This window comes from Nocardia sp. NPDC052566 (assembly GCF_044547285.1).
Classification (GTDB): domain Bacteria; phylum Actinomycetota; class Actinomycetes; order Mycobacteriales; family Mycobacteriaceae; genus Nocardia.
This window is the reverse complement of sequence record NZ_JBIUAF010000005.1, coordinates 950,976-972,970: the sequence shown is the minus strand read 5'-3', so window position 1 is coordinate 972,970 and position 21,995 is coordinate 950,976. Positions and strand designations below refer to the sequence as shown.

At 66.6% G+C, this 21,995-nt stretch carries 20 protein-coding genes; 2 read left to right on the top strand and 18 right to left on the bottom strand.

From position 1 onward, the window contains the following. The first annotated feature begins 58 nt into the window (after nucleotides 1-58). Nucleotides 59-919, top strand: a complete 861-nt coding sequence (locus tag ACIG5A_RS29410) for a helix-turn-helix domain-containing protein (protein WP_397245766.1) — start codon at nucleotides 59-61, stop codon at nucleotides 917-919. A 236-nt stretch (nucleotides 920-1,155) separates the two neighbouring features. Here ACIG5A_RS29410 and ACIG5A_RS29405 read toward each other — a convergent pair whose 3' ends face one another. The 8 genes from ACIG5A_RS29405 to ACIG5A_RS29370 form a co-directional block, all read right to left on the bottom strand. Continuing rightward, nucleotides 1,156-2,061: a hypothetical protein gene (locus ACIG5A_RS29405; RefSeq protein WP_397245764.1), complete on the bottom strand. Its 906-nt coding sequence runs from the start codon at nucleotides 2,059-2,061 to the stop codon at nucleotides 1,156-1,158. A 99-nt stretch (nucleotides 2,062-2,160) separates the two neighbouring features. Beyond that, nucleotides 2,161-3,021, bottom strand: coding sequence for an MBL fold metallo-hydrolase (locus tag ACIG5A_RS29400; RefSeq protein ID WP_397245762.1), 861 nt, complete (start codon nucleotides 3,019-3,021; stop codon nucleotides 2,161-2,163). Between the two features lie 110 nt (nucleotides 3,022-3,131). Next, the gene (locus tag ACIG5A_RS29395) at nucleotides 3,132-4,001 is read right to left on the bottom strand and encodes a DUF4913 domain-containing protein (RefSeq protein WP_397245760.1); all 870 of its coding nucleotides are present in this window, start codon (nucleotides 3,999-4,001) and stop codon (nucleotides 3,132-3,134) included. Continuing rightward, nucleotides 3,998-5,878, bottom strand: coding sequence for a type IV secretory system conjugative DNA transfer family protein (locus tag ACIG5A_RS29390; protein WP_397245758.1), 1,881 nt, complete (start codon nucleotides 5,876-5,878; stop codon nucleotides 3,998-4,000). The genes ACIG5A_RS29395 and ACIG5A_RS29390 overlap by 4 nt, the downstream gene beginning before the upstream one ends. Before the next feature lie 41 nt (nucleotides 5,879-5,919). Beyond that, a complete protein-coding gene (locus tag ACIG5A_RS29385; protein ID WP_397245756.1) occupies nucleotides 5,920-7,140 on the bottom strand; it encodes a hypothetical protein in 1,221 nt (406 codons plus the stop codon). 239 nt (nucleotides 7,141-7,379) lie between these two features. Then, nucleotides 7,380-8,369 carry a hypothetical protein gene (locus tag ACIG5A_RS29380; RefSeq protein WP_397245754.1) on the bottom strand — a complete coding sequence of 330 codons (990 nt, stop codon included), beginning with the start codon at nucleotides 8,367-8,369 and terminating at the stop codon, nucleotides 7,380-7,382. Nucleotides 8,370-8,374: 5 nt separating this feature from the next. Beyond that, nucleotides 8,375-9,310: a hypothetical protein gene (locus ACIG5A_RS29375; protein ID WP_397245751.1), complete on the bottom strand. Its 936-nt coding sequence runs from the start codon at nucleotides 9,308-9,310 to the stop codon at nucleotides 8,375-8,377. Between the two features lie 167 nt (nucleotides 9,311-9,477). Further along, the gene (locus ACIG5A_RS29370; protein WP_397245749.1) at nucleotides 9,478-10,050 is read right to left on the bottom strand and encodes a hypothetical protein; all 573 of its coding nucleotides are present in this window, start codon (nucleotides 10,048-10,050) and stop codon (nucleotides 9,478-9,480) included. Here ACIG5A_RS29370 and ACIG5A_RS29365 point away from each other — a divergent pair. After that, nucleotides 10,033-10,347 (top strand): hypothetical protein, encoded by a 315-nt coding sequence (locus tag ACIG5A_RS29365; RefSeq protein WP_397245747.1) that lies wholly within the window; start codon nucleotides 10,033-10,035, stop codon nucleotides 10,345-10,347. The two genes, ACIG5A_RS29370 and ACIG5A_RS29365, sit on opposite strands and share 18 nt — an antisense overlap. A 60-nt stretch (nucleotides 10,348-10,407) precedes the next feature. Here ACIG5A_RS29365 and ACIG5A_RS29360 read toward each other — a convergent pair whose 3' ends face one another. The 10 genes from ACIG5A_RS29360 to ACIG5A_RS29315 all read right to left on the bottom strand — a co-directional run bounded on the left by ACIG5A_RS29360 (nucleotide 10,408) and on the right by ACIG5A_RS29315 (nucleotide 21,989). Beyond that, nucleotides 10,408-11,382, bottom strand: coding sequence for a hypothetical protein (locus tag ACIG5A_RS29360; RefSeq protein WP_397245745.1), 975 nt, complete (start codon nucleotides 11,380-11,382; stop codon nucleotides 10,408-10,410). Further along, nucleotides 11,379-11,888 carry a hypothetical protein gene (locus ACIG5A_RS29355; protein ID WP_397245743.1) on the bottom strand — a complete coding sequence of 170 codons (510 nt, stop codon included), beginning with the start codon at nucleotides 11,886-11,888 and terminating at the stop codon, nucleotides 11,379-11,381. The genes ACIG5A_RS29360 and ACIG5A_RS29355 overlap by 4 nt, the downstream gene beginning before the upstream one ends. A 185-nt stretch (nucleotides 11,889-12,073) precedes the next feature. After that, nucleotides 12,074-12,967 carry a hypothetical protein gene (locus ACIG5A_RS29350; protein ID WP_397245741.1) on the bottom strand — a complete coding sequence of 298 codons (894 nt, stop codon included), beginning with the start codon at nucleotides 12,965-12,967 and terminating at the stop codon, nucleotides 12,074-12,076. Between the two features lie 114 nt (nucleotides 12,968-13,081). Continuing rightward, nucleotides 13,082-14,182, bottom strand: a complete 1,101-nt coding sequence (locus ACIG5A_RS29345; protein WP_397245739.1) for a C40 family peptidase — start codon at nucleotides 14,180-14,182, stop codon at nucleotides 13,082-13,084. Nucleotides 14,183-14,191: 9 nt separating this feature from the next. After that, nucleotides 14,192-15,550 carry a hypothetical protein gene (locus ACIG5A_RS29340; RefSeq protein ID WP_397245737.1) on the bottom strand — a complete coding sequence of 453 codons (1,359 nt, stop codon included), beginning with the start codon at nucleotides 15,548-15,550 and terminating at the stop codon, nucleotides 14,192-14,194. A gap of 559 nt (nucleotides 15,551-16,109) precedes the next feature. Then, nucleotides 16,110-17,552: a hypothetical protein gene (locus tag ACIG5A_RS29335; protein WP_397245735.1), complete on the bottom strand. Its 1,443-nt coding sequence runs from the start codon at nucleotides 17,550-17,552 to the stop codon at nucleotides 16,110-16,112. Nucleotides 17,553-17,644: 92 nt separating this feature from the next. Next, entirely contained in the window at nucleotides 17,645-19,099 is a 1,455-nt protein-coding gene (locus tag ACIG5A_RS29330) for an SCO6880 family protein (RefSeq protein WP_397245946.1), read from the bottom strand. An 8-nt stretch (nucleotides 19,100-19,107) separates the two neighbouring features. Then, nucleotides 19,108-20,535, bottom strand: coding sequence for a hypothetical protein (locus tag ACIG5A_RS29325; protein WP_397245733.1), 1,428 nt, complete (start codon nucleotides 20,533-20,535; stop codon nucleotides 19,108-19,110). Nucleotides 20,536-20,552: 17 nt separating this feature from the next. Further along, nucleotides 20,553-21,353 carry a hypothetical protein gene (locus tag ACIG5A_RS29320; RefSeq protein WP_397245731.1) on the bottom strand — a complete coding sequence of 267 codons (801 nt, stop codon included), beginning with the start codon at nucleotides 21,351-21,353 and terminating at the stop codon, nucleotides 20,553-20,555. Nucleotides 21,354-21,371: 18 nt separating this feature from the next. Further along, a complete protein-coding gene (locus ACIG5A_RS29315; RefSeq protein WP_397245729.1) occupies nucleotides 21,372-21,989 on the bottom strand; it encodes a hypothetical protein in 618 nt (205 codons plus the stop codon). Between the last annotated feature and the right edge of the window lie 6 nt (nucleotides 21,990-21,995).

Sequence of the window (21,995 nt, the reverse complement as noted above, 5' to 3'; positions counted from 1 at the left end):
GATCGAATCGCTTCCCGACTTTTGCCTTTCGGTGTCTACAGAGTTCTACAGTTGGCCTATGGCGACTGACTGGGCTCCGATCCTGCGTGCTGCACGCAGGTCAGCCGGGTTGAGCCTGGACGCGTTGTCTGCCCGAACGAACTACTCACCATCACAACTCGGGCATCTGGAGACCCGGCGACGTCGCGTCAGATCTGAACATGTCACTGCCTACGAGACTGCACTCGGAGTCTCGATCTCCCCCGAATTACATTATGTCGCAACAATATTGGCGGCAACCCGACGACTCGAAGACAAGACTTCACCGGGGCTCGTTCTGCCCGCCGTACGCGGTCTGGTGCCGGTGGCGGAAACACTCTCGGCCGAGATCGGCTCGGAAATTCACCAGTACACGGGGTGGCTGGAGTTGGTCACTGGCGAGCAAGAATCTGCTGACAGATCTTTCGATCGCGCGATCGAGTTGGCGACCGAAGCCGATGCACCTGATCGGCTGGCACACGCCCTCAGCTTCAAGGCCTACGGCCTGCTCGAGGCAGGTAGTACGACTGATGCCGGCGCCTACACAGACTCCGCGCTCGCTGTCACCACCGCGCACCCTCTGATCAGGGTTTACGTGCAGTACCAGGGTGCCAGGATCAAGGCGGTTGAAGGCGACCGCACGGGGGCGATAGCACAGCTACGAGAGGCGGGCATGGCCACCGAGCGCATAACGGACGTCGAGCCCCCCGATGCCGCGTACTGGAGCGATGAAGCCACCTTTGCGCTGCAACGCGGTCGAGTCCTGTGGCTGCTCGGCGACGAAAGCGCGGCACGCAGGGAAGTCCTGGCCGGACTCGACGCGATGTCACCCTGCAATCGTGCGGCCTCGTGGGCAGCGAAGTGGCGCGCCGTCGCCGACGGCGCCGACGTCCCGGCCTAGTCCTTCGTCACCGATCGAAATCGGACAGTTGACCCACGTCCTCAATGACACTTACGCCTGATCAGTGAACTACTGAGCGAGTCGAGGGCGCGCGGACTGAATTCGGGACAAGCGGTGGTTGCAGACAACCCCGATTGCGGCGAGTTGCTTGTCGGATCAACTTGGCATCGACGCACTGGGTCATGTTCGTGCACTGCCTTTACGCTGGCACGACCCGCTGGGCGCCAAGACCCCACTCACGGTGAGAGGTCGGGCCCGGCTGCGCTGCTGAATTCCGGTGCGACGGAGTCTATTTCGGCCCATATGTTGTAGTGGGGGTTCGGTTCGGCGATGGGGTCGCTGAATGTGGGAAAGGCGGCCTCGATGGCGGCGTTGGTTTGTATTCGCGGGGTCTCGGTGTCGACGACGGAGGCTGCTGTGGCCGCGTTCAGCACGGCGCGGATTCGGGGGATCGTCTCCGCGGTGTCCGGCGGCGCCGAGGGTGTGGCTGCGGTGATTCCTGCGTGCTTGAGCGCCACTGCTTGTAGTGCGTAGGCGAGGGTGTCGGCGTTGGCGATGTCGCGCCAGCGTTGCGATAGTGGTTGCTCGCGTTCGATTCCAGCGATGGTCTCGTTGGCGGTGTCGACCCAGTTCTGGGTTGTGCCCCATAAGGTTTCGGCCTCTTCCCTAGTGACTCCCAGGATGTGGGCCACTGCCGCGGATCTGGCCCACAGCGCATGCAGGGCGCGGTCGACATCTGATGCTGTCGCGGCTTCGGACTGTCCTCCGATCCCAGGGTAGGCCGCGTGGACTGTTGTCCATTCGCGTAGTCGCTGCACATCCGCGCCGAGGGCGGCGAGCCGTTTAGGCCGGTCGACGGGCTCGGGTGCGCGCAGGTAGAGTTCCTTCCGCCATCTCACGTTTCGTTCACCGCGTTCTTTCACGTGGTCGATCCAGGTTCGGGGTATTCCGGCGGCGACGGCGGCGCGCTGAAGTTCCTCGTGCAGGACGGCGCGGCCGTGGAAGTGCTCGTACCAGGTTTGGGGCACCGTCTCGCCGGTGTGTGTGCGTTCAGTCGCCGCGGCGATCATCTTGTGCAGCTCGACGGATTGATTCTGAAGATGTTTGAGAACCCGGGCTTGCGCCCGGGTGGGCTTGTCCATGAGATCACTCTTGAGAGGCAGCAGGAGGCAGGTCGTGTGGGGTCGACTCCGGCGTCGCTGTTCATCTGCGACGGCGGCGTCGGCATCCGGTGACGCGGGCTATTGGGGCTGCCATGTTCGGGTGCCGTCGACGGTGTGGACTCGACCGAGTTGAGCGTCGGCGAAGTGTGCGCCGAATCCGCGTGTGCCTGGTCGTTGCAGTTCGGTAAGTAGGCGTGCGGCGGTGATCTGGGTGAGGTCGGGTGCGTCGTCGATGGCGGCGGTCAGGTGCGGGTGGGTGATTTGCAGTGGTGTTTGCATGGCGTCGCCGAACACGATGAGGCGGTCGGTGGGGGTGCCGATGATGTAGCCGGTGTGGCCGATGCTGTGGCCGAGTAGGGCAATCGCGCGTACGCCAGGGAAGATTTCGGTTCCTGGTGCGAAGGTGCGGATTTGGTCGGCGAAGGTCTCCAGGATTTCTGATGCCACGCCGTCGGCCGCGGCGAGATCGCGTTGCTGCCATTCGGTTTCACCAATCAACACGGTGGCGTGGGTGAATGGGCGGCGGGTGCTGTTGGGTGGGGTGGTCCAGAGCCAACCGATGTGGTCGAGGTGGAGGTGGGTCAGTGCGATCAGGTCGATGTCGGTGGGGGTTTGGCCTGCCGCACTGAGGGATTCGAGGAGCTGCCCGCCGTGCATGCTCCCGTGCGGGGTCGGGAGCGCGAGGGGTCCGGCGCCGGCGTCGATGAGCATGGCGCGGCCGTGATGTCGGATGAGCAGTGCGCCGATGCTTGCGACGAGTTCGCCGTCCGGGGTGAGCAGGTGCGGGTTCTCGTGCCAGGTCTGCTCGGTGGAGGCGGGCAACCATGTGCGGGGGTCGAGGGTGGCGGCGCCGTCGGGTAGCCAGGTGCACTGGTGTGCGCCGACGGTGAAGGTGCGTAGCGCTGCGGATTGGGCGAGGCGGGCTATGTCGAACGACATTGCGGTTCTTCCTTTTCTGATGTGGCGGGGGTTGCGGCGTGCGTGGGGCTGCGGGCGTAACGGCTGGGGTCGGCACCGGTGCGGGTGACGGCCCGGTGTGCGCTGGCCGGTCATCGGCCGGTTGGGGTGAAGGCGCGGAAGTCTGGTCCGAATCCGAGGTCCTCCACTGCGGTGGTGGTGCCGGGGAGGCCGAACCATCCGAGAGGGATTTCGGCTGAGGCCAGTCCGGGCAGCGGAATGTGTTGGGTGGGTGTGCATTTGTGCAGCGGCCCTTTTGCGGCGTCGAGGATGTGTCGCATGTGGGGGTCGATGTGGCTGATGAACAGGCTCGACATGGCTGTTTTGTCGTCGGCGATGCGGGCAGCTTCGAACCCGCGGTGCAGGGCGGCGAATCGGACGCACACGCCGAGGTGTTCGAACCAGCGTGTACACCAGGTGTATTGGCCCTCACGGCTGTTCGCAGCGATCCGCACCGAGGTGACCGGCAGCAGCCATTGCTGGACGAAGTCTTCGAAGTGAGCGAACCGCGGCGGCGGTGCTTTCGTGTTCCCGCTGCCGGGCCGATCAGGTTGTGGTCTTCGCATGAACCAGCCCGGTGGCACGGGTTCGCTTCGCAGTGACGGTGTCGGCACGTGGAGTTCGCGGGTACAGCGATGCAATGGGCCGTTGGCGGCGTCGAGGATGGTTCTGGCGTGGCCGTCGACATGGGTCGACAGGAAGGTGCTGACGCTGGTGCCGCGAGCGCGGCGCGCGGCTTCGAAAGCGTTGTGCAGGTGCGCGATTCGCACGGCGACGGCGCGGTGTGCCCACCATTGCAGGCACCAGGTGTAGGTGTCTTCGCGATTGGCTTCGCCCAGTCGCACGCTCAGCGTGGGCAGCAGCCAGTTCAGCGCGAACGGCACGAAATGCCGATACTGCGGTGGCATCGGTGCGCCTTTGCCGCCGGATGCCGCCGGGCTGGTCGCGGCCGTGGAAGTCACGACTGCTCCCCCGCTGCGTTCGCATCCGGCTCGGCGTCAGGCGCGGTGACGGCCGCGGTGGCGGTGGTGGCGAATCGGGCCAGGGATTGGTGGATCAGTGGCGCGTATTGGCTGTGTTGCCACCACTGTTTGGTGACCAGGATCGGTTGATGTCCTGGGAGTCGTACCAGTGCGTACTGTTTCGGTAGCGCGGCGAGTTGGGCGATGCTGAGGTTGGGTTCGGCGCGCCAGCTCAATGTGCGTTGGATGCCGCCGGGGCCGATGCTGCGGGAGCGGTCGGCCACGTCGTGTTCCTCAACCATCCGCGACCAGTGTTCGAGGTAGTCGATGGCCGCGACACCGCCGCCGTAGACCTCGATGGATTGGGCGCGCATTGTCTTCAAACCGTTTGCGCCCCAGAGGTCTTCACCCTGCTCGATGACTTGCAGGATTGTGATCAGCACGATTCCGCAGCCACCGCAGTAGGTGTAGTAGCTGGGCAGCTCACCGATGCGGCCGCTGTTGGCGGCCTCGTCGAGCACCGCGAGCAACGGGATCGCGAGCCGCCCGTCTGGGCGGGCGCGGGCGATGGTGAGTGCGGCTTCCAGGATTTGCCCGACCAACGCCGAGGTCAGCGCGGTCGCGCCGTCGGGGCCGGTCATCGACAGCGCGTACAAAGTGTCGTTGGAGACGACGAAGTCTGCGGGTATGAACTGCGGCAGGTGATGTGTCGGCGGCTCCTCGGTGATGTCGATGACGATGGTGGTTCGTCCGTCGGTGGCGTGGGGGTCGGGTTGTTCGGTGACGCGCAGCCGCCGTCTGGATGGCGGGGTGATCATGCGTGCGTATCCGCTGTCAGTCAGCACGTTCAGATACCGGCGCGCCATGTCGTACAGGCCGTCGCGTTGGCGTGCGTAGAGTGCTTGGCTTTCCAGGATTCGCTCGGCGGCGCGGTGGTGGCCGAAGTGGCGGAGGATCAGCGCCGGTGTCTGGTCCTGATCCCGGCCGAGCCATTCGGCCACATGCAACAGGTCTCCGCCCGCGCATGCCGCGGCGAACGCATACAGCGACAGCACTTCTTGCGCGCCGCCGTCGAAGTAGGAGTCCACTCGTGCGTTGGCGGCCTGCGATGCCGACCCCGAGGCGGCGGAGACGAAGAACCCGATCAACTTCCGCGCAGCCGGCATGATGGTGACCTGGGTGAGTAGATCGACCCAGAACCCGCACTCGATCCGGCCGGTGACGGCTTGCAGGTCAGCCAGCCATACCCGGCCGCGGCGTGTGCGACCGTAGGCGGTGTGCCGGTACAGGTCTGGCTTGTTCGATGTCGCCAGGCATGGCCCCCACGCTGCCAGTACCGCGGACACGGCCCAGGCCATGGTTTTGCCGGTGCGGGTGCCCGCGGTGATGGTGACGCCGAGTTCGGCGGGTACGAACAATTCCACGCCGCCCACAACGGTGCGGCCTAGTGGTGGTCCTGGTGAGGCTCGGATCTGTGGTGGTGCGTCGACCAGCAGGCGCTGGTTCGCGACGGTGTTGTCGATCGCGCGGGCCATGGTGATGCGGTTCGGGTGCTGCATCGTGCGCGCGGCCGCGCGATAGGCATCGCCGGAAGCCAGCTTGCGCCAGACGAATACCGTAGTCGCAGCCGAACCGGCCAGCAGCATGACGGTGAGTACGCTGGCCTGCCAAGGCCAGGGATGCTGTCCGCCGACGACCTGCAGGAGCGCGGCGGCGGGATTGGCGGTGACCGGGAGCCCGGCCAGCCAGCTGCCGACACTCAGCGCCATCCATGCCAAGCCCAGTACGCCCAGCAGCGCCAGCCCCAGCAACAACAGCAGGGTCTCTTCGCCGAGACCGCCCTTGGTGCGGCGCCGGGTTTCTCTGGTCGAGAACACGATTGGTCTCCTTCGTGAAATAGGTTGCAGTCCTGCGGGTTTCACAGATGCAGCTCGTCGCCGACCCCGACGCTGTAGTCGTGGTGGGACTCGGGGGTGGGTTCGGTGTCGGTGGGCCATGCCTCGACGGTGTCGCCCGGCAGGGCGGCGTCGATCACGGCGCCGATGCGGCTGCCGTCGGGTGCGGCCTCGTGATCGGGCTCGGCACCGGGCACCGTCTGTTGGTCGTGCAGGGTGTCGGCCTCGGCGCGAGCGCGGTCGCGTTCCTCGGTCAGTCGGTCGATATGTCCCAGCAGCTGATGGCTAGGGCGGTGGCTCCAGTAGGTGCCGTCGAGGCCGGCCCGGTACGCCGCGTCGATATCGACCGCCTCGACTCCGGCCGCGATCGCGGTACGGCGAGCGCTGCGTATACCGTCCAGCAAGGCTTCCAGCCGTCCGATAACGGCTTGGTCGTGGCTGGTTTCGGCAGTGAATCCTCCAGTGGCACGGGCATGTTCGGCGGTGAGGTCCTGCACTGTGCGCAGCGCCGCGATCTGCGTACGCGTCTGGGTCTCGCGGTCACCGTCGTAGGCGACCGGTGCCTCGCGCACCGTACGCGGTAGCAGCGCGGTGCGGGCGTCGTGACCGGTGTCGAGGTCACCATGCTGTTCCTCGATGTCCAAGGCTTCGTCGGTTTCGGCGATGATCGCGGCGACTTCGGCGTCGGTAGGTATCGACGCACCCGGTGCACCGAGCGCGCGGTCGAGTAGACTCCGTCGCGGTTCCGGCGCGCTCGAACGCTCCCGGGTACCGGTGTCGGTGACCAGCTGTAGCTTCGGCGACGCGGGTGGCCGCCATCGGGCACCGTCCTGCTTCGACTGGCTGATCACCGGCTCGGCATGGCCGGTGATCTCACGGGCCTGGCGAAGCGTCCGCCATATCTCGTCGTCTATTCCCAGTTCGCCACTTCTGCGGGCGTTTTCGATTTGGTTGAACGCGCGCCGGGTTGGCTCGGGGCGGGCTTCCCACCCAGCGATGGCGCCTTGCAATCGCGCCCATAACGACCGGCACCGTGGCTGTTCGTGCCGGCCCCATTTGGCGGCGAGTGCGTCGGCTTGGTCGTTGAATGTCTTTGTCTGCCGTGGTGATTCGCCGTGGGGTGCGATCTGGCGCAGTTGGTAGTGCAAGGTGAAGTCGGCGCGCAGCTGACGTTCGGTGTCGTCGGCGGCGTCGTGGTAGTAGGCCGGGTCGGTGGTGGCGCGACGCGGTTCGGGCCAGCTCACGGCCACGACTCCGGCCCTCGGTGCTCACCTGCTCGATCGGTGGCGTAGTGGTTGCGCGTGGTGATGGTCTGGGTGTGGTTGGACATCGTTTGCCTCGTGTTCGACAGGGCGGGCCGCCGAGGCGGCCATGTTCGGATGTCCCCTTGGGTGTCGGGCTCGACCATCGCGGCCAGTACCCGTGGCCGGTCAGTGGTGATGGTGAGCGTTCTCGGTGTTTGCGTCTGGACGGTGCGTGCCGGTCAGGTGTCGATACCGAGATCGGTACCGGTGTGGTGCGCCGGCGGCTCAGGTCCGCCAATGGTGTCGGTGGTGGAACTGGTTGTGTCGGTGGAGACTTCGAAGTCCTGGCTCGAGGCATTGATGCCGGGCAGGGCCGCTTGGATCGCTTCGGCGATCGCGCTGCCGTCGCCGTCGCCGTCGCCGACGGCGACCTCGATGAAGCGGGCGCTCAACGCTTTCGATGCGTCGTCGAGGAACTCACGGATGGGCGGCGGTGCGGCCGCGGCTCTAGTTAGTGGTGCACCGGTGGCGGAGTCGGTGGGGATGTAGGGCGGCATCGGCAGCTCAGGCGGAGCGTCGGCGTAGCGGGTCCATTGCGCGGCGAGCGTGGCTTCGTCGTAGGCCTCCACCAGCCGTGCATGCGCGCCCCAGCTCTCGGTCGATGCCGGACCCCAAAGCAGTTCCGCCTCAGCAGCGCTCACCTCGATCGCATCAGCCATCGCCACTACACGGGTGCGCCGCACTTCCATGTTGTGCTGAAATCTCGCGATGGAGTCCGGGTCGAGGCCGACGGTCCATCGGCCAGTCGCGATCCGGTCCGCGCGAGCGGCATGCAGCATGGCCATGTGCTCGAGATTCCACAGGTCCACCGACAACATCTCCAGCAGGAATTCCTGTCCCGCGCTCTGACGGGAAATGTTGTCGGGCACCGCGTTACGGACCGACAGGCGTTGGGTATACAAACCCAGCGCGCGTGCATCGGCGATCTCTGTAGCATCTACTCCGGCCGACCGCGCGACGGTTTCGAGCTGCTCGCGTTCGGCTTCCAACCCGCGCAAGTGGTCCAACCACGCCTGCCGTGGACCGTCCTCGGTGCCGTCGCCGTCGTATCCTTCGTACCCCTGTCGTGCGATCCGAGTGTGGTCGGCCGAGAGCCGGACAATCCGCAACAACAGATCCGCCCGCCAGCGACCGCTCTCCCATGCTTCGGTCGTATCCATCGCGCTCACCGGGCCTACAGGCCGTATCCACGGTCGATACCGGGCCGTGCCGTCGTATCGACCGCGCCGTCGAGCTCCGGGCCCCAGCGGGACGCACCGTCGTCCACCACCGCTTCGACTGCGTCGCTGATGTCGCGTCCCGTCCCGCCGACGATGGTGCCGTTGAGGGTTTGTTCGGCACGTTCGATCAGCTGGTCGGGTGTCGGGGGTCCGAGCCCGATCCTCGGCTGGCGCTCTGCGACGGCATCTGTGGTAGCGCTGTCGTTTCGCGTAGCGCGTTCGATCCCGGGCCAGGCATAGGCGCGCCAGCGTTCTTCGAGTTCAGCGTCGCTGTAGGTAGCGACGGTGGCTTTCGCCAGTCGATGCCAACCGGTGCGGTCGCGCCCCCACGCGCGCGATCGCTCATCCGGGGTCAGGTCGGCGATGTCCGCGTTGCGGCTCGCCCGAGTCCACAACGCGGCCATGTTCCGGCCGTACTGCTGCTCCAGCTCAGGTGCGCTCGCCGCAGCGAATCCATTGACCGCCAGCCGCGTTCGGCGTTCGACAGCGATGAGAGCCATGTGTTCGGTCTTCCAGATATCGCCGACCACCTCGACGACCAATCGCTCACGCACCGGATCGTCGCCGACACGCATCGTCACTGCGGCGTGTTCACTGTTCCCCCACCGCATTCCCTGAGCCCCGGCCGCAATCGCGCCGTCAATCAACTCCTCAGGGATGCCCGCCGTGACGGCGCGGGTCTGGAACTCTTCCCGCTCGGCAGCGAGCTGAGCCAGCTGCGCACGCCAGGTCTGCACCGCGAAAGTGCCAGCACCGTCGTGGGGGTGATATTGCGGATAGCCCTGGAACAGCACGCGCAGATGGTCAGCCGTGACGTTCTGCAGGCGCTCGAGAAGTCGTAGCTGCCAACTCTCCAGCGGTGCGTACTCGTCCCCGCTCGGGTCTGTCATATCTGTTCCTCCTTACCTGAATCAATGTGTGAATCAGTGGTTTTCGGCATCTCATGCGGCCTACGTTCGTGGGGATCGGGGCCGCGACGTGCGACTGTGCCGCAGTGCGGTCACCGTTACCGATGGGTCGTGGCCTGCCGGTTCGCTGGCCGATTTCTGCGTTGTGTTCATGGCTCGCGACCGAACTCGGAGCTGCGGACAGCAGGACCGATGGGCGGGTCGGCAAGAATAGGTTGCTCGTCGATATCGGGAATCGTGGTCAGTCCGGCGGCGGTGATCGCCTGATTGATGTCGGCACCGACATCACTGGTCGTGATCGCCGCGATCGTGTTGCCGTGGCTGTGCTGGGCGAGGGTGATAGTGACCAGGGCGATCATCGCGTCCGGCGACTCGGGCATCTGCTCGGCCACGTCGTGAGCGGTGATACCCGCAGCCTGCAGCACAAGCATGGGTATAGCGGCGGCGGTGAAGTCCGCGCGAGCGATGACACCGAACGCATTTCGGAGTCGTTGCGGTTCGGTGGCGCGGATCGCGCCGGTGACAGTGTCGCTCCAGTGCTCACCCCCGCGCTGCCACAGCACGCTGCGCTCAGCCCCGGTCACGCCCAGGACGTGGCTGATCGCTCCGATCCGCTGCCAATGCATGCTCATCACGCGCCGGAACAACGCGAAATCTTCACTGCTGCCGACCAGTTCCCTTCCGGCGGCGCCGATTCCCGCAGTGTGCTGCAGGTCGTGCACACGGGCGCGCAAATCAGCCAGCAGCTGGTGTCGCGGGGTCGGCAAGCCGAGCAGCCATGGTTCGCGCTGCCACCGTTGACCTCGCCCGCCCGCCGCACGCACATAGTTGATCCACTGAGGCGGCGCGCCGACTGCGGCAGCGAGCTGTTCCAGATGCTCACACGTGCGTTCGGCTCTACGCAGGAAAACGCGCACCTCACCGGGCAACTCGCCAGTGCCGTCACCGCGCCGTTCGGCACTGTCGCACTCCAGGTTCTGAATCGACCGAAGCAGAAATGCTTGTACGGCTGTGGGTGAGTCCATCTCACCCGCTCCGACTCCACGAGTGCACCGCGGCGATCCTCAGGAAGAGCGCGATCATGGGTCCAGTCCTCTATCGACGCGTGGTCGTGCCAACGGATCAGGATCGATCCCGGCCGGTTCGACCTCGATGGCGGGTTCGGCGCCGGAGGCATCGTTCGGCGGTTCGACAAGTCCGGCCGCGTCGAGGACGTCCTCGATCTGCTCGCTGACGGTGAGATCGATATCGGGATCGGCGAGAATCGACCCGATGCGGTGTTGGGCGTAGGCGAGGCCCGTCAGCTCCTCGGTGAGTTCGGTCACGGCGGCCACACTCACCCGGGCGCCATCCCTACCGGTGGTGGTGACAGTGCCCGGATCGATCCCAGCGTCGCTACGGAACCGCTCGGCATACGCGTGGGCCTTCGCGCCGTGTGCCTCGGACAGCTCGGCGCTGGCGTGCGCGCTAGCGAAACCGGCTACGCTGGACAGGGTCTGGGTGTCCGATCCGGATTGTGCGGCAAGGGTTTCGGTCAGGCCCGCGCTGCGACGCAACGCCTCGTTGCGCAACTGTTTGTATTCCCGGTCCAGCTCGTACAGTTCGCTGGCGCGGTTTTCGCGGTCGTCGTAAGCGAAGATCTTGCGGCCGTGCAGGTCCCACTCCCGCTCTTCGGCCGTGCGTGCCTGGCGGTGACGGCGGCGCAGGTCCGCGTCACCGCGTTCGATCACGCGCTGCTTGACCTTCTCCTCGAGCTCGAAAAGCTTGTTGTTCCAGCCATTTCGATCTCGATATCCCTGGATTTTGAGATCGTGGACATCTTGCTCGCGCTGCTGCCCGGCAGCGGCCCCGCTCTGCCGGCGCAGGTACTCGGTGACCGAACGGTGCTCCTTCGCCGCAGCGCCCTGCACACGTTGCAGATGCTCTGTCTTGGAGCGCGATTCCGCGCCGCGGCGCTGCAGCAGCGACATCGTCATGCCTGCGGTCTGCATCGCTTGCACGAACCCCGTGCGTACTGCTTGGCCGCCCTCGTCGACCGGATCGCCGCCGCTCATCCCAGTACCCGCATCCCCGACATCAGCCACGGCGCGCTCGGCAAGGACCGGGTGACCGTGGCATAGACAGTGAATGCGATGACCGCACCGTCGCTGGGGGTGAGTGACACCGCGAGCACCCGGCTCGCGTGCGTCGAGGTGTCGACGGGGTGGTCATCGGCGGTGACGCGTGCGCGTGCGTGCACGGTGACACCGTCGGTGGCCCATTGCTGCCACAGATGACGAGTGATCGGGGATACGGCAGGTGCCGCTGGTTCAGCAGCGGCGGCGAATTCCGGGTCCATCAACGCCAGGGCCGCTCCGAAGGCGACTCGCTGATCCACATGATGGGAGGGCTGGTAGGCGAAGATCCGTTCGATCGCCGCGCGCAACACCTGCTCCACCGAGCACAGATCCGGATCGGAGGCGGGGGTGAACCCGGCCTCCAGAACACAGGGAGGACGGGTCGGCGGGCTGGTCACGGCCGGGTCCGCGCAACCGACGACCGCGGCGCTCAGCACGATCACCAACGCGCCACCCCTGATCGCGCGTCGCACCAACCGCGTCGCCCGATCTTGTTTACTCGCTGCATCTTTCGTCGAGCAGTCGGCTTCGAATACGGTTGTCCCTAGTGCCCGATCATGCCGAGCGGGATCCCCGTGTCGCTGTAACATGTTGTCTCCCTCCATATTTCGTGCTGTCGCCGGTGTGACTACAGGGATGATGCGATATCGTGGTGTGGTTGTGCTGTCTGTTGGTCGCCACGACCGGCTGCAGTTTCGGCGTAGTATCCGCCGCTCGGCCCTTCGGGCAGGACCGCGTCGACCGCTGCGGTGATCTCGGCACCGCGGGCTTGATTGAGGACCTCGACGGTGGTGATGGCTGCGGCGCGGATCTGCTCGACCATGTGCCGCGGTGTCGGCGCCACGATGTGCGCGGTCCGTGCGCTGATGCCCGCTGTTTCGAGCGTGGCTGCTTGCAGCGCATAGCTTTCGGTGTCGAAGTGGGCGTATTCGCGCCAGCGCGTCCTCACCACGTCCAGTTCGGTCCCTGCCAAGCGGGCGACGATGTCGGCCGCCCAAGGCATGTCAATCGACCACAGTTGAGCTGCTTCGGCGGCGGTCACCTCCAGCAGCTGGGTGATCGCGACCGTCCGATGCCAGATCGACTGGATATTGCGGTCGAACATCGCCGCTGTCGCGGGTTCGAACTGCTTGGCGCGATGGGCGTAAATCGCGTTCACTGCGGCCATGTCACGTAGTTGGCGTATATCGAGGTTCACGTCGCTGAGTAGTTGCTCGCGGTCGACCAGTCCCGCTGGTGGCAGGTTGAAATTCCTGCTCCAGTACCGGCCTTGGCTGCCGCGTTCGCGGATGTGGTCGATCCATTCCTGCGGGACGCCGCCCGCCGCGGCGACACGCTCGAGCTCGGCACGCAATCGCCGGTGACCGTGGAACGACTCGTACCAGGAGGCCGGGGGAATCAACCCCAAATGTTCCCAATGGATTTTCCGCGCATCGAGCAACCGCGCAGTACGCGCGGCAGCGTGATGGACAGCCTTCAGCACACGCGCTTGATTCGGGGTCGGCGTGCTCATCTCGACCACCTGGCACGCGCAGCTCGTCCGTACTCGATGCTGCGGCGATCGTGAGTCGGTGACATCTGTGGTTCGGTCATCGCGGCCCGCCTCGTGTCTGTTGCCGGTGGTCGTCGTGACGGTTCATGCGGGTGTTGGTGCGGCAGTGGATGGTCCGTAGCGGCGGGCGTCCTTGCGTTCGCCTTGCCATGCCGAAAGTGGTGTGATGGTGACGGTTTGGCCTGATTGTGGGGCGTGCAGGAGTCGGTCGCCGTCGAGCAGGATGCCGACGTGGTGGGAGTCGCTGTCGCCGGGTTGGGTGAAAAAGATCAGGTCGCCGGGTGCGCGTTTGTCCCATGGCACGGTCTGTGCCGTGGGGTGATCTTGTTGGGCTTGGGTGTAGTGCGGCAGCCGGATCTGCCCGCCGGAGGCTTGGTAGATCGCATACAACGTCAATCCCGAGCAGTCGAATCCGCCTGCCGTGGGCCCGGATGCGTCGCCACCGCCCCAGACGTACGGGGTGCCGATCCAGCGCGAGGCATGCTCGATGACCTTGCGCCCGAATTCGCTGGCCTGCGCCGTCAACGGCGCACCCGAGCCGTCTGTACCGCAGCCGGCGGCACGCTGCTGTCCTGCTGCGGAAGGTCGCGTCGGACCGGGGGCGAGATCGGCGAATCTCGCCAGCAGCCGCTGGGCCAGATCCATGTGGCCGGCGTAGGCGTTGGGCCGGGATCGCTCGATGGCTTGCGCGATCTCGGCCGGACTCATCCGCTCTGCGCGTGCCCCCAAGCTGACTGCTTGGTCGTAGAACCAGTTGATCTGATATGGCGGGTCCATCAACGTCGCGATCCCGACCGAGCCCCACACGCTGGCGCGCATCTGATGCGGTCCGACCGAATCCAGATTGGCGCCCACGCCGTCGTTGGCGGCCGACAGTGATTCGGGCACAGCCGCATTGGCGAGGTTGCGGAACCCTGATTCCACCGACTGCGCCGCGAGCTCGGCCAAGATCACCGACTCGGGCATGCCGCGCTGTCTGCCGATCGCCACGCCGTTGCGTGCCAGCCGCAGCTGGGATTCGTTCAACCCCGCCACGCCCCCACCCGCCACGCTGTTCCCGTCCACGCTCAGCGGCGTCGTGCACGATTGCTGCGGTGCCACACCGACGACTATCAGCAGCAACAACAGCAGCACGGCCAACGGCAGCGACAGCGCCGCCGCGGCGATCGTTTTTCCCGAATCCATCAGCGTTAGTCACCTCGTCGTCTCCTCGTTCGTGTCGTTGGCGGGCAGGTTGTCGAAGCGGCGGTTGGTGTTGTGGATGTCGCTATCGCGTTCGGTCGCAGTGAAGTTCATCCGGAACGGAATCCCTGGCTCGGCGGCCTCACCGGTTTTCAAGAGGAAACAGCCTGTGCCAGGCGGGGTTTCACGCCGTGCGGGGTCCAGGTCGTCGTCGGAGGGTGGCCGCGGCGCGGCCCAGGAGGTGACGAGGAGTTTTTCGGTTTCGGTGATCCCGATCGCGGCGCGGATGCGGTCGATCTCTTCCGGCCCGACGGGCCCGATGATTTTCGCGCGGGCCCGTTCGAAGAACCCGAGTGCTTTGGCTTGCGCCGCAACGGAATCGAACGCTAGGAGGTCCTTCACGGTGTGCGAGCACATGATCAGCTCGGTCGCTATTTCTCGATTCAGGCGCGTCAAGGCGTCGACGCGGTCGACCATGAACGCCCCGACGCCCAATACCCGCCACATTTCGTCCATGACCACTCCGAAGGTGCGCCTCGGACCTCGGCCCGCGTCGGCGAGGGCGTGGGCGGCGGCGACGGCGCCGAATCCGGTGGACCAGCACACCATCAGCACCGCCGCCAGGAGCTTGGTGTCACCTTCGGGCATGCGGGAGATGTCCACGCACACCGCCGGGGCGTGCAGGTCCAGCGGTGTGGTGGTGTGTCCGTTGAACACTGCACCGAAGGGCCCTTCCACCAGCGCCCGCAGCGATCGCCGCAACGCTTTGGTGCCGGCCCGGTAGCTGCGTTCGTCGTCTTCTTCGGCGAAGCGCCGCAGTTGTTCGGAGCCGCCGGAGATCACGTCGAGCAGGTCCGACAGCAGCGGCGGCGCGGCGTGGGTGAATCCTGTTGCGGGGCAGTAGAGTTCGCGTAGTCCGGCGGCGATGAGGACCTCTTCGTAGTCAGCGATCCTCGATCCGCGCACCAGCTCGATCAGCCCGCCGACGATGGTGACCTGCCCGGCCTCCACACGCGCAGCGACCTGGCGCCGTTGATCGACGTCGGGCAGTTGGTCGATGACCTTGCCCAGCTGCCCGACGTCGAGCGGGTTCAGCGTGGTGTTTCCATAGCCGATCTCGATGACCTGGCCCCCCAGGCGCTCGACGAGCGCGCGGTAGTCGGGTCTGGTGTCGCCCATGCACAGCACCGTTTCTCCGGCGGCGACCGCCCCGGTGATCAATCGCCGGATCAGCGACGATTTCCCGAAACCGTTGAGCCCCAGCACAAAGACGATCGGCGCGGTGAGAAAACCTTTCAGGAACCAGGTCATCGCGTCGAAATGCACCGGCGCGCCGGTGATGTAGTGCGAACCGACCGGGGTGCCGACCACCGGTGCGCTCGCCCCGACCGACCACGGCCACAACCCGGCGACCTGAACCGTCGTCGCGCGCCATTCCGGGGTGGACGGGACCACCGTCGCGCGGCCACCACCGGCGCCGCCGTAGCCGCGATCGGTCAGCCGCGCCAGCGATCGGTCGAAGCCATCCCCGGAGGTCTTCTGGGTCCGGCGGGCAATGCTCGCCCGACGATGATCATCGCTCGATATCGCCAATCGCGCTCGAATCCCGAGCACGCCAGCTGTTTTCGCGACTGCCTCCGCGTCCGCCCGCGCGGCCGCAGTAAGCACCCGCACCCCCGCGACCCGCACCGTCCTGGCCCGGCGTCCATACCTGCGGTTGCTAGTCATGGCCGCCGCCGCTCGGTACCGCTCTGGCGGATCTCGCCTGAACCGGGTGTCAGTGCCGCTGTGGTTGCGGCGATTGCGCTGTTGCCGAGGCTGTGACCGCAGCTGGTGACGGTAGTCGGGTTCGCGTCGGGTGATCGCTCGCGTGACCGATATCGGGTTGGGAATCTGGTGTCCGATGCGCTCGTCATCACGTTGCTCCGCATCACAGCCGCGGCCAACCGACGGGTCCTGCCAATGCCGTCGCGACGATCGACGCACACGCGCCCGCCACAGCCGCACCTGCCAAGGCCCTTGTCCGCGCGGGCGCCGATCGCAGTTCGCCAGCGATTCCCTCACGACGTGGCAGCGAACCACGGTGGCGTGCGCTCCACATCAGCACGATTGCCGCCAGTGTCGCCGAGACGAGGACTACCGCCATAGCGTCGACGAGGCAGCCCCGCGGCCGGCAGTACACCACCGCCGTCACCAACCCCAGCCCCACGACAGTCACGGCGGCACCGCCGACGCTCGACCGCAGTCCCAGAGCCCAATAGTCCCTGCGCGCAGAACAATTCATCACGGCTGCCGACCAGGTTCCGGCATCGAGGTCGTGTCGCTTCTCGCTGCGCGAGCCATGGCCTGCCGGAAGTCGGCTTCCTCGCGACAACAATCCACACCCCATCGCGAAACCTGCTGTCGCAATGGCGATTCCGGGCCCAGCGCTCACAATGTTGCGGCCATCGACAGTGAATACTGCGCACGCCGCGAGGGCTGTGGATGCGATGACCGCCGCCGGACCGGGGCCGCATCGGCGTGGTCGGGTGCTGATCAACGCGTTGGTGCTCAGCACGGTCACCCCACCGAGGACAACGCTGATCGGCAGAACCTGCTCGGTCTTGTGCGCGACCAGCAACGCCGCCACCAACGGCGACACCAGCCACGGCACGGTGACGAACGGGTTTTCCGATGCAGAGACCCCGCGGTGGAACAGCAGTGCCGAGATCGTCCACAGCAGCCCGGCCGCCCCCAGCTCGACAACGGTCAGGGTAGGCAGGACTATCGGGTCGGTCCCGAGCAGCCAGAGGGCGGGCAAACCTATCGCTGCCAGCAGTGCTGCGGTCGCCGACCTCATCGCTTGCCATAGCGGCTGCGCGGCGGTACCTGCGCCGATCTCGACCAGGAACCGTTGATGAAGTACTACGGTGCACGCTTCGAATACGACGCCGGTGATTGCCCAACCCACTGCGAGGGGAGCCACGGAATTCGCTTCCTGAGTCCCGAACACCACGACCGCACCGCCGATCAACGCCAGCGTGGCACTGCTGGCGCTCAGCCACGTCACGTTCTGGAATCCGGGCATGAACCGCGCGAGCAGTACTGCCGCGACCACGGGCCAGCAGTTGATGATCACGGCGACCATCGCACCGCCGCCGAGCGAGAACGCGATCAGCATGCACACGTCGCCGATCGCCATGGCACCGGCGTCGGCGCCCAGCAGAACAACCGCCCGCGCTCGACCACTCACGCTGCGGGCCGCGGCCACGCTTGGCCCGATACCGGCAACGACCGACGCCGCGACCGCGGTAACCGACTTGCTCAGGTTGATCACCACGACCGCACAGACCACCACCGCGAAACCAGCGCCGCGTAACTCGGTGAAGACCACCGGAACACATGCCCACGCCACCGCGGACACGCCCACCAGCACAAACGGTGATAGCCCTGTCGTGGACAGACGTTGGAGTGCGACGAGCGGTTTCATGACAGCTTGGAGACCGAGGTGTGTTCGGGAAGGATCAGCCCGATGCCGAGAGAGGCAGCGAAGGCGGCGGCTTGGTAGGCGTAGCAGCGACGCACGCCCAGCCGCGATGCTGAGGTCATCGCGTGCACCGAGGCCTCGATGCCCGGGATGTCGGCGTCGAGGTGGTCGGTGACGGTGATCAGCATGCCGAAGCGGGTCAATCCGGCGCCGCGGGCCTGTTCTTCACGGGTGGCACCGGTGTTCCCGACGCGGATCCGCGCGGCGGCGCTGGAGATTCCGCGTTCGGTCTGCTCCGCCGCGATCGCGTCACGGTAATCGGAGTCGACCAGGTTCGTGGCCTCGGCGGCCGAGTGCAGCCGGTAGACGATCGCGACCCGCTTGCGCGGCACGTCGGCGCGTGGCCGCAGCAGCTCTTCGAGTACCGACTCCATCACCGCGCCACGCGGAGCGGCGTCCATTTCCCAACTGATCGAGCGCGCCCCGTCGTGGACATAGTGGTCCCAGCGTTCGTCGTGGGCGATCGGGCCGATCGAGGACCAGGATTGCGTCTGGGTGATCGTGGGTCCGGCCCGTTCGATGTCGCGCTGCGCGGCCAGGTCGTAGCGAGATCGGGTCAGCCCGAGCACTTCCCACGCTTGCAACGGGGTCGCGGGAAGGCCTGCGCGTGCGAGCTCGGACAGCACTCCTTGCAGGCGCTGCCCGATCTCGCGAGCCTGCTCGGGTTCGTCGCGGCGGATGCTGCCTTTGCCGATTGCCCGGTAGGTGATCGTGATCCGCGCCTCCACGCGGACTCCCACCCCGCCGATGTCGGCGGCGGCTTCCCACATGACTGCTTTCGCGTAGTCCGGGGCGTCGCTGCGCACGAGCCGAGCCACCTCGCGGTGCTGGCGGAGTCGGGTTTCCACGACGTTGTCCAGCACGGCGGTCACCGCGACCACTTCCCCGCTGCGACTTTGGGTGGCGAGAAATCCTCCGTATCCCTCAACCCAGGCGTTGATTTGGGACTGGTCGACCAGTTCCTTGCCGCGCGGGATCACCCGGAGCACGACCGAGTAGTGGTCGGTGCGGCGCACGTGGATCATCGCGAACCGTCGCCCTCCGGCGGTCTCGTACTCGCTCAGACGTGAATCTGCCAGCAGGCCTGGAAGTTTCGCCAATCCGGGGATGCGGGAGAATCGGCCGGAACGGTAGACCGTCTCCCCGCGCGCCCGCGCGATCGCGAATTGGACACCGACGGTGGCGATCTCCCAGCCGGTGCGGCCGTGGCGCGTCACTACCAACGGGATGAACACCACCGCCGACACCACCGTCAGACTGGCGACGATCGACAGCGAGTGCGTGATCATGAATCCGGCCATGATCGCGATCGCCAATCCGATCCCCAGCATCGACGCCCCCCAGGTCATCCCGAAAAACCCTGCGCTGCGCGGTCTTTCCCACCGTCCGTACATGCGCGCGGTCACCGCCGCACCTCCCCCGGCCCCAAAGCCCCCGGATCAGCAACACCTTCGGCGGCCGCTACGCTCACATGCCCCTCGGCGCCCGACATCGCCTGCTGCCCGCCACCTTTCGTCATCCGCGCCACGCCGAGCGCGGCCCCCACCGAGCCCAGCCCGGCCGCAGTGCCGGAGCCTGCCGTGCCGCTTGCGGTTTGACTGCTGTCCCCGGATTTCGCTCCGATAGGTTGCGATGCCCGGGCCTCGCCCTCCGCAGGCGAGGCCGCATTCGGCGCGCCAGTTCCGCCGGACCCGCCACCGCCGGCCGGTGGCGGTGGCGGTGAGCCGCCTGACCCCCCGCCCATCGGGCGGCCTCCACCTCCGCCGCCGCCAGGTGACGGCGAGGACGGTGGCCGGTCCGCGGCTGGTCCACCGTTGGGTGCGCTTTCGCCTTCGCTGATCTTGCGCCCGTCCGAGCCGCCGCCGGCGGTGGCCATCGCGATGCCGACGACACCACCAGCAAAAGCGCCCGCCGCACCGCCACCACCGCCCAAGGTCGACACCGCAGGAGCGATCAACCGGACCAGCGCCGGTAGCACCAGCACCGACATACACATCAATAGCAATGCCAGCAGTACCAACTGCGGATCCTTCGCATCGCGCCCCGCCGCGGTGAACGCGATCGCGTAGACCAACGCGCCCACCGGTTTCCACAGCACGAACGCCACCGACCACGAAATCAGCCGCTTATAGGCCTGCGACCCCGGCCCGGTACCCGCAGCCGCAGCCGCAATCGGGATCACTGCGACGCCCAGGATCAGCAGGGCCTGGCGCATGACGAGCATCACCAGCTGCACGAGCCCGCTGATCAGGCCGAGCAACGACAGCACCAGAAGCAGACCGGCGCCCAGACCGCTACTGTGGCGTAGATCGAATCCGATCAAGTTCTTCACGGCGGCGTCGAGGTCTCCGCGGGCGGCGTCGAAGATCACCCACTGGGCGAACCCGTCACCGGCGCGCGTTGCCGCGGCCAGGATGGTGGCGAACGCGCCCGAGGCGAACACAGCGCGCACCAGCACCAGGAAGCTCTCCTGTGCCTCACCGGCGACCCCGCCGCGTTTGGCCAACGCCAGCCGCACTGCCGCGAAAATCAATCCGGCGGTGAGGAACAGGACTTGCAGACCGGAGGTGTATTCCCGGATTCCGTCGAGGATGGGGCTGGACCTGTTGGTGGCGCCCAGTTGCGGTGAGGGCAGATTCGTCCACCACGTCATCGCTATGCGCAAGGCGTTGGCCATGCCTTCGCTCATGGAGTCGACGAGTTGATCGAGTACCGAGTTGGCGGCTTTCTCGACCGCACCCCGGCCGAGGATGCAGGCTTCGCGCGGCCCGGTGGGCAGGTCACAGTTGCCCGGCGCGGGGAGTTGGGTGCGCCATCCGTAGTGCGACACCGCAGATAATGTCGGGTTCATGAGGTGCTCTTCCAGTTCCCGAAGTCGGAGAGCCCGATAATGGGAGTTGGTGGGCCCCAGAATGTTTCGGGATCGGCCGGGATACGTATGCGCCAGTCGCCTTCGACCCAGGCCATCGGCCAGCTCGCGTAGGCGTAGCCAGTGCGGTCGCGCGAGGCCAGCTGGACTATCGCGAAGTCCGGCTGGTAGCCGGCTTGGACACGGATGCCGTCGGGGACAACGACATACCGGGCGGGCTCGGGTGTGCTGCGCCGTGATCGGTCGAAACGTGATGTCAACGAGTTGATCTGGGTTGTGGTGCCGTAGAAGCGGTGCCGGATGCCTTGCTGCCAGATGCCTTCCGGTGCGGCCAGTGCCCGTGCCAGAGCATCAGCGGCGGCGAGTGCGGCGCCTTGGGGTGTGTGGGCGAATCCGCTGGCGATGCCGTCGGCGATACAGGCGGGTCCGTCGCTGCCGGACACCGGTAGCGCGGCGCCACCCCAGCCCTGTTGCCACTGCATGCGCGCGGGGGCCGCGCTGAGGTAGTCGGTGCGCTTCGGGTCGGGCCGGCTCGCCGGATCCTGGCGCAGCGCGACCCCGGACTCGGCGGCGGGTACTTCCAGCCGGTTGCCGAACAGGTCGGTCGTGGGCGGCGCGAGACTCGGGTACGGCGGCAGTTCCGGGAAAGTGCGTTCGGTCGGCTCGGTTCCTGGCGGCGGGGGCGGGGAGTCGGTTTTGGTGTCGGTGAACAGGAACGCGGCGATCACAACGAGGCCGATACCGGTGAACAAGATGATCACCGTGCGGCGGGTTTTCATGGTGCCTCCGTGCGTTTCTCAGGCCGCGGGCAGCGCCACGACACCAGCGGGTAGGTCGGTGATCGCCTCGACGCGGTTGGTGGCTGGTTCGGCGGTCAGCTGCAGGCGCCAGTCGTCGGCCTGCCACACCACATGGGTGTTGTTGCGGGTGCGGGAGCTGTCGCTTAGCGCGCTGTAGATGGCGATGTCGACCGCGGTGTCGGTGTAGTGGGTGATCTGGTAGCCGAGCACCGTTGGTGCGCCGTCGGCGGCGGGTGTGGTGATGGAGATTTGGGCGCGTGCGGTCGCCCAGGCGTCGCGGCCGGCACCCGAGGCGAGCATGCGGTGCCCGATCTGGGCCCACTGGGTGTCGGTGGCCACCGACATGCGGATGGTTGCCTGAATGGCGGCGATCGCAGCCCCGGCCGGAGTGTGGTCGTAGCCGGTGGCGGCCGGGCCGTCGGTGTGGTGTGGTCCTTGGTCGGTGACCGGTAGGTTGACGCCTTGAAATCTCTGCCAGCGCACCCCGGTCGGCGCGGCGGTGAGGTTCACCGTTGTCGGGGCTGGTGGTGTCGGCTCGGGATCATCTCTACCGCATGCGGTAACGACTGCCGCGGCAAGGCACGTGGCGGCGAAGTGGCGGTGTGCGCGGTTCACGGTTCC

Coding starts and splice junctions, on each gene's coding strand:
- ACIG5A_RS29410 (WP_397245766.1), top strand. CDS start 59: ATGGCGACTGACTGGGCTCCGATCCTGCGTGCTGCACGCAGGTCAGCC.
- ACIG5A_RS29405 (WP_397245764.1), bottom strand. CDS start 2,061: ATGGACAAGCCCACCCGGGCGCAAGCCCGGGTTCTCAAACATCTTCAG.
- ACIG5A_RS29400 (WP_397245762.1), bottom strand. CDS start 3,021: ATGTCGTTCGACATAGCCCGCCTCGCCCAATCCGCAGCGCTACGCACC.
- ACIG5A_RS29375 (WP_397245751.1), bottom strand. CDS start 9,310: ATGACAGACCCGAGCGGGGACGAGTACGCACCGCTGGAGAGTTGGCAG.
- ACIG5A_RS29360 (WP_397245745.1), bottom strand. CDS start 11,382: ATGAGCGGCGGCGATCCGGTCGACGAGGGCGGCCAAGCAGTACGCACG.
- ACIG5A_RS29345 (WP_397245739.1), bottom strand. CDS start 14,182: ATGGATTCGGGAAAAACGATCGCCGCGGCGGCGCTGTCGCTGCCGTTG.
- ACIG5A_RS29330 (WP_397245946.1), bottom strand. CDS start 19,099: ATGTACGGACGGTGGGAAAGACCGCGCAGCGCAGGGTTTTTCGGGATG.
- ACIG5A_RS29320 (WP_397245731.1), bottom strand. CDS start 21,353: ATGAAAACCCGCCGCACGGTGATCATCTTGTTCACCGGTATCGGCCTC.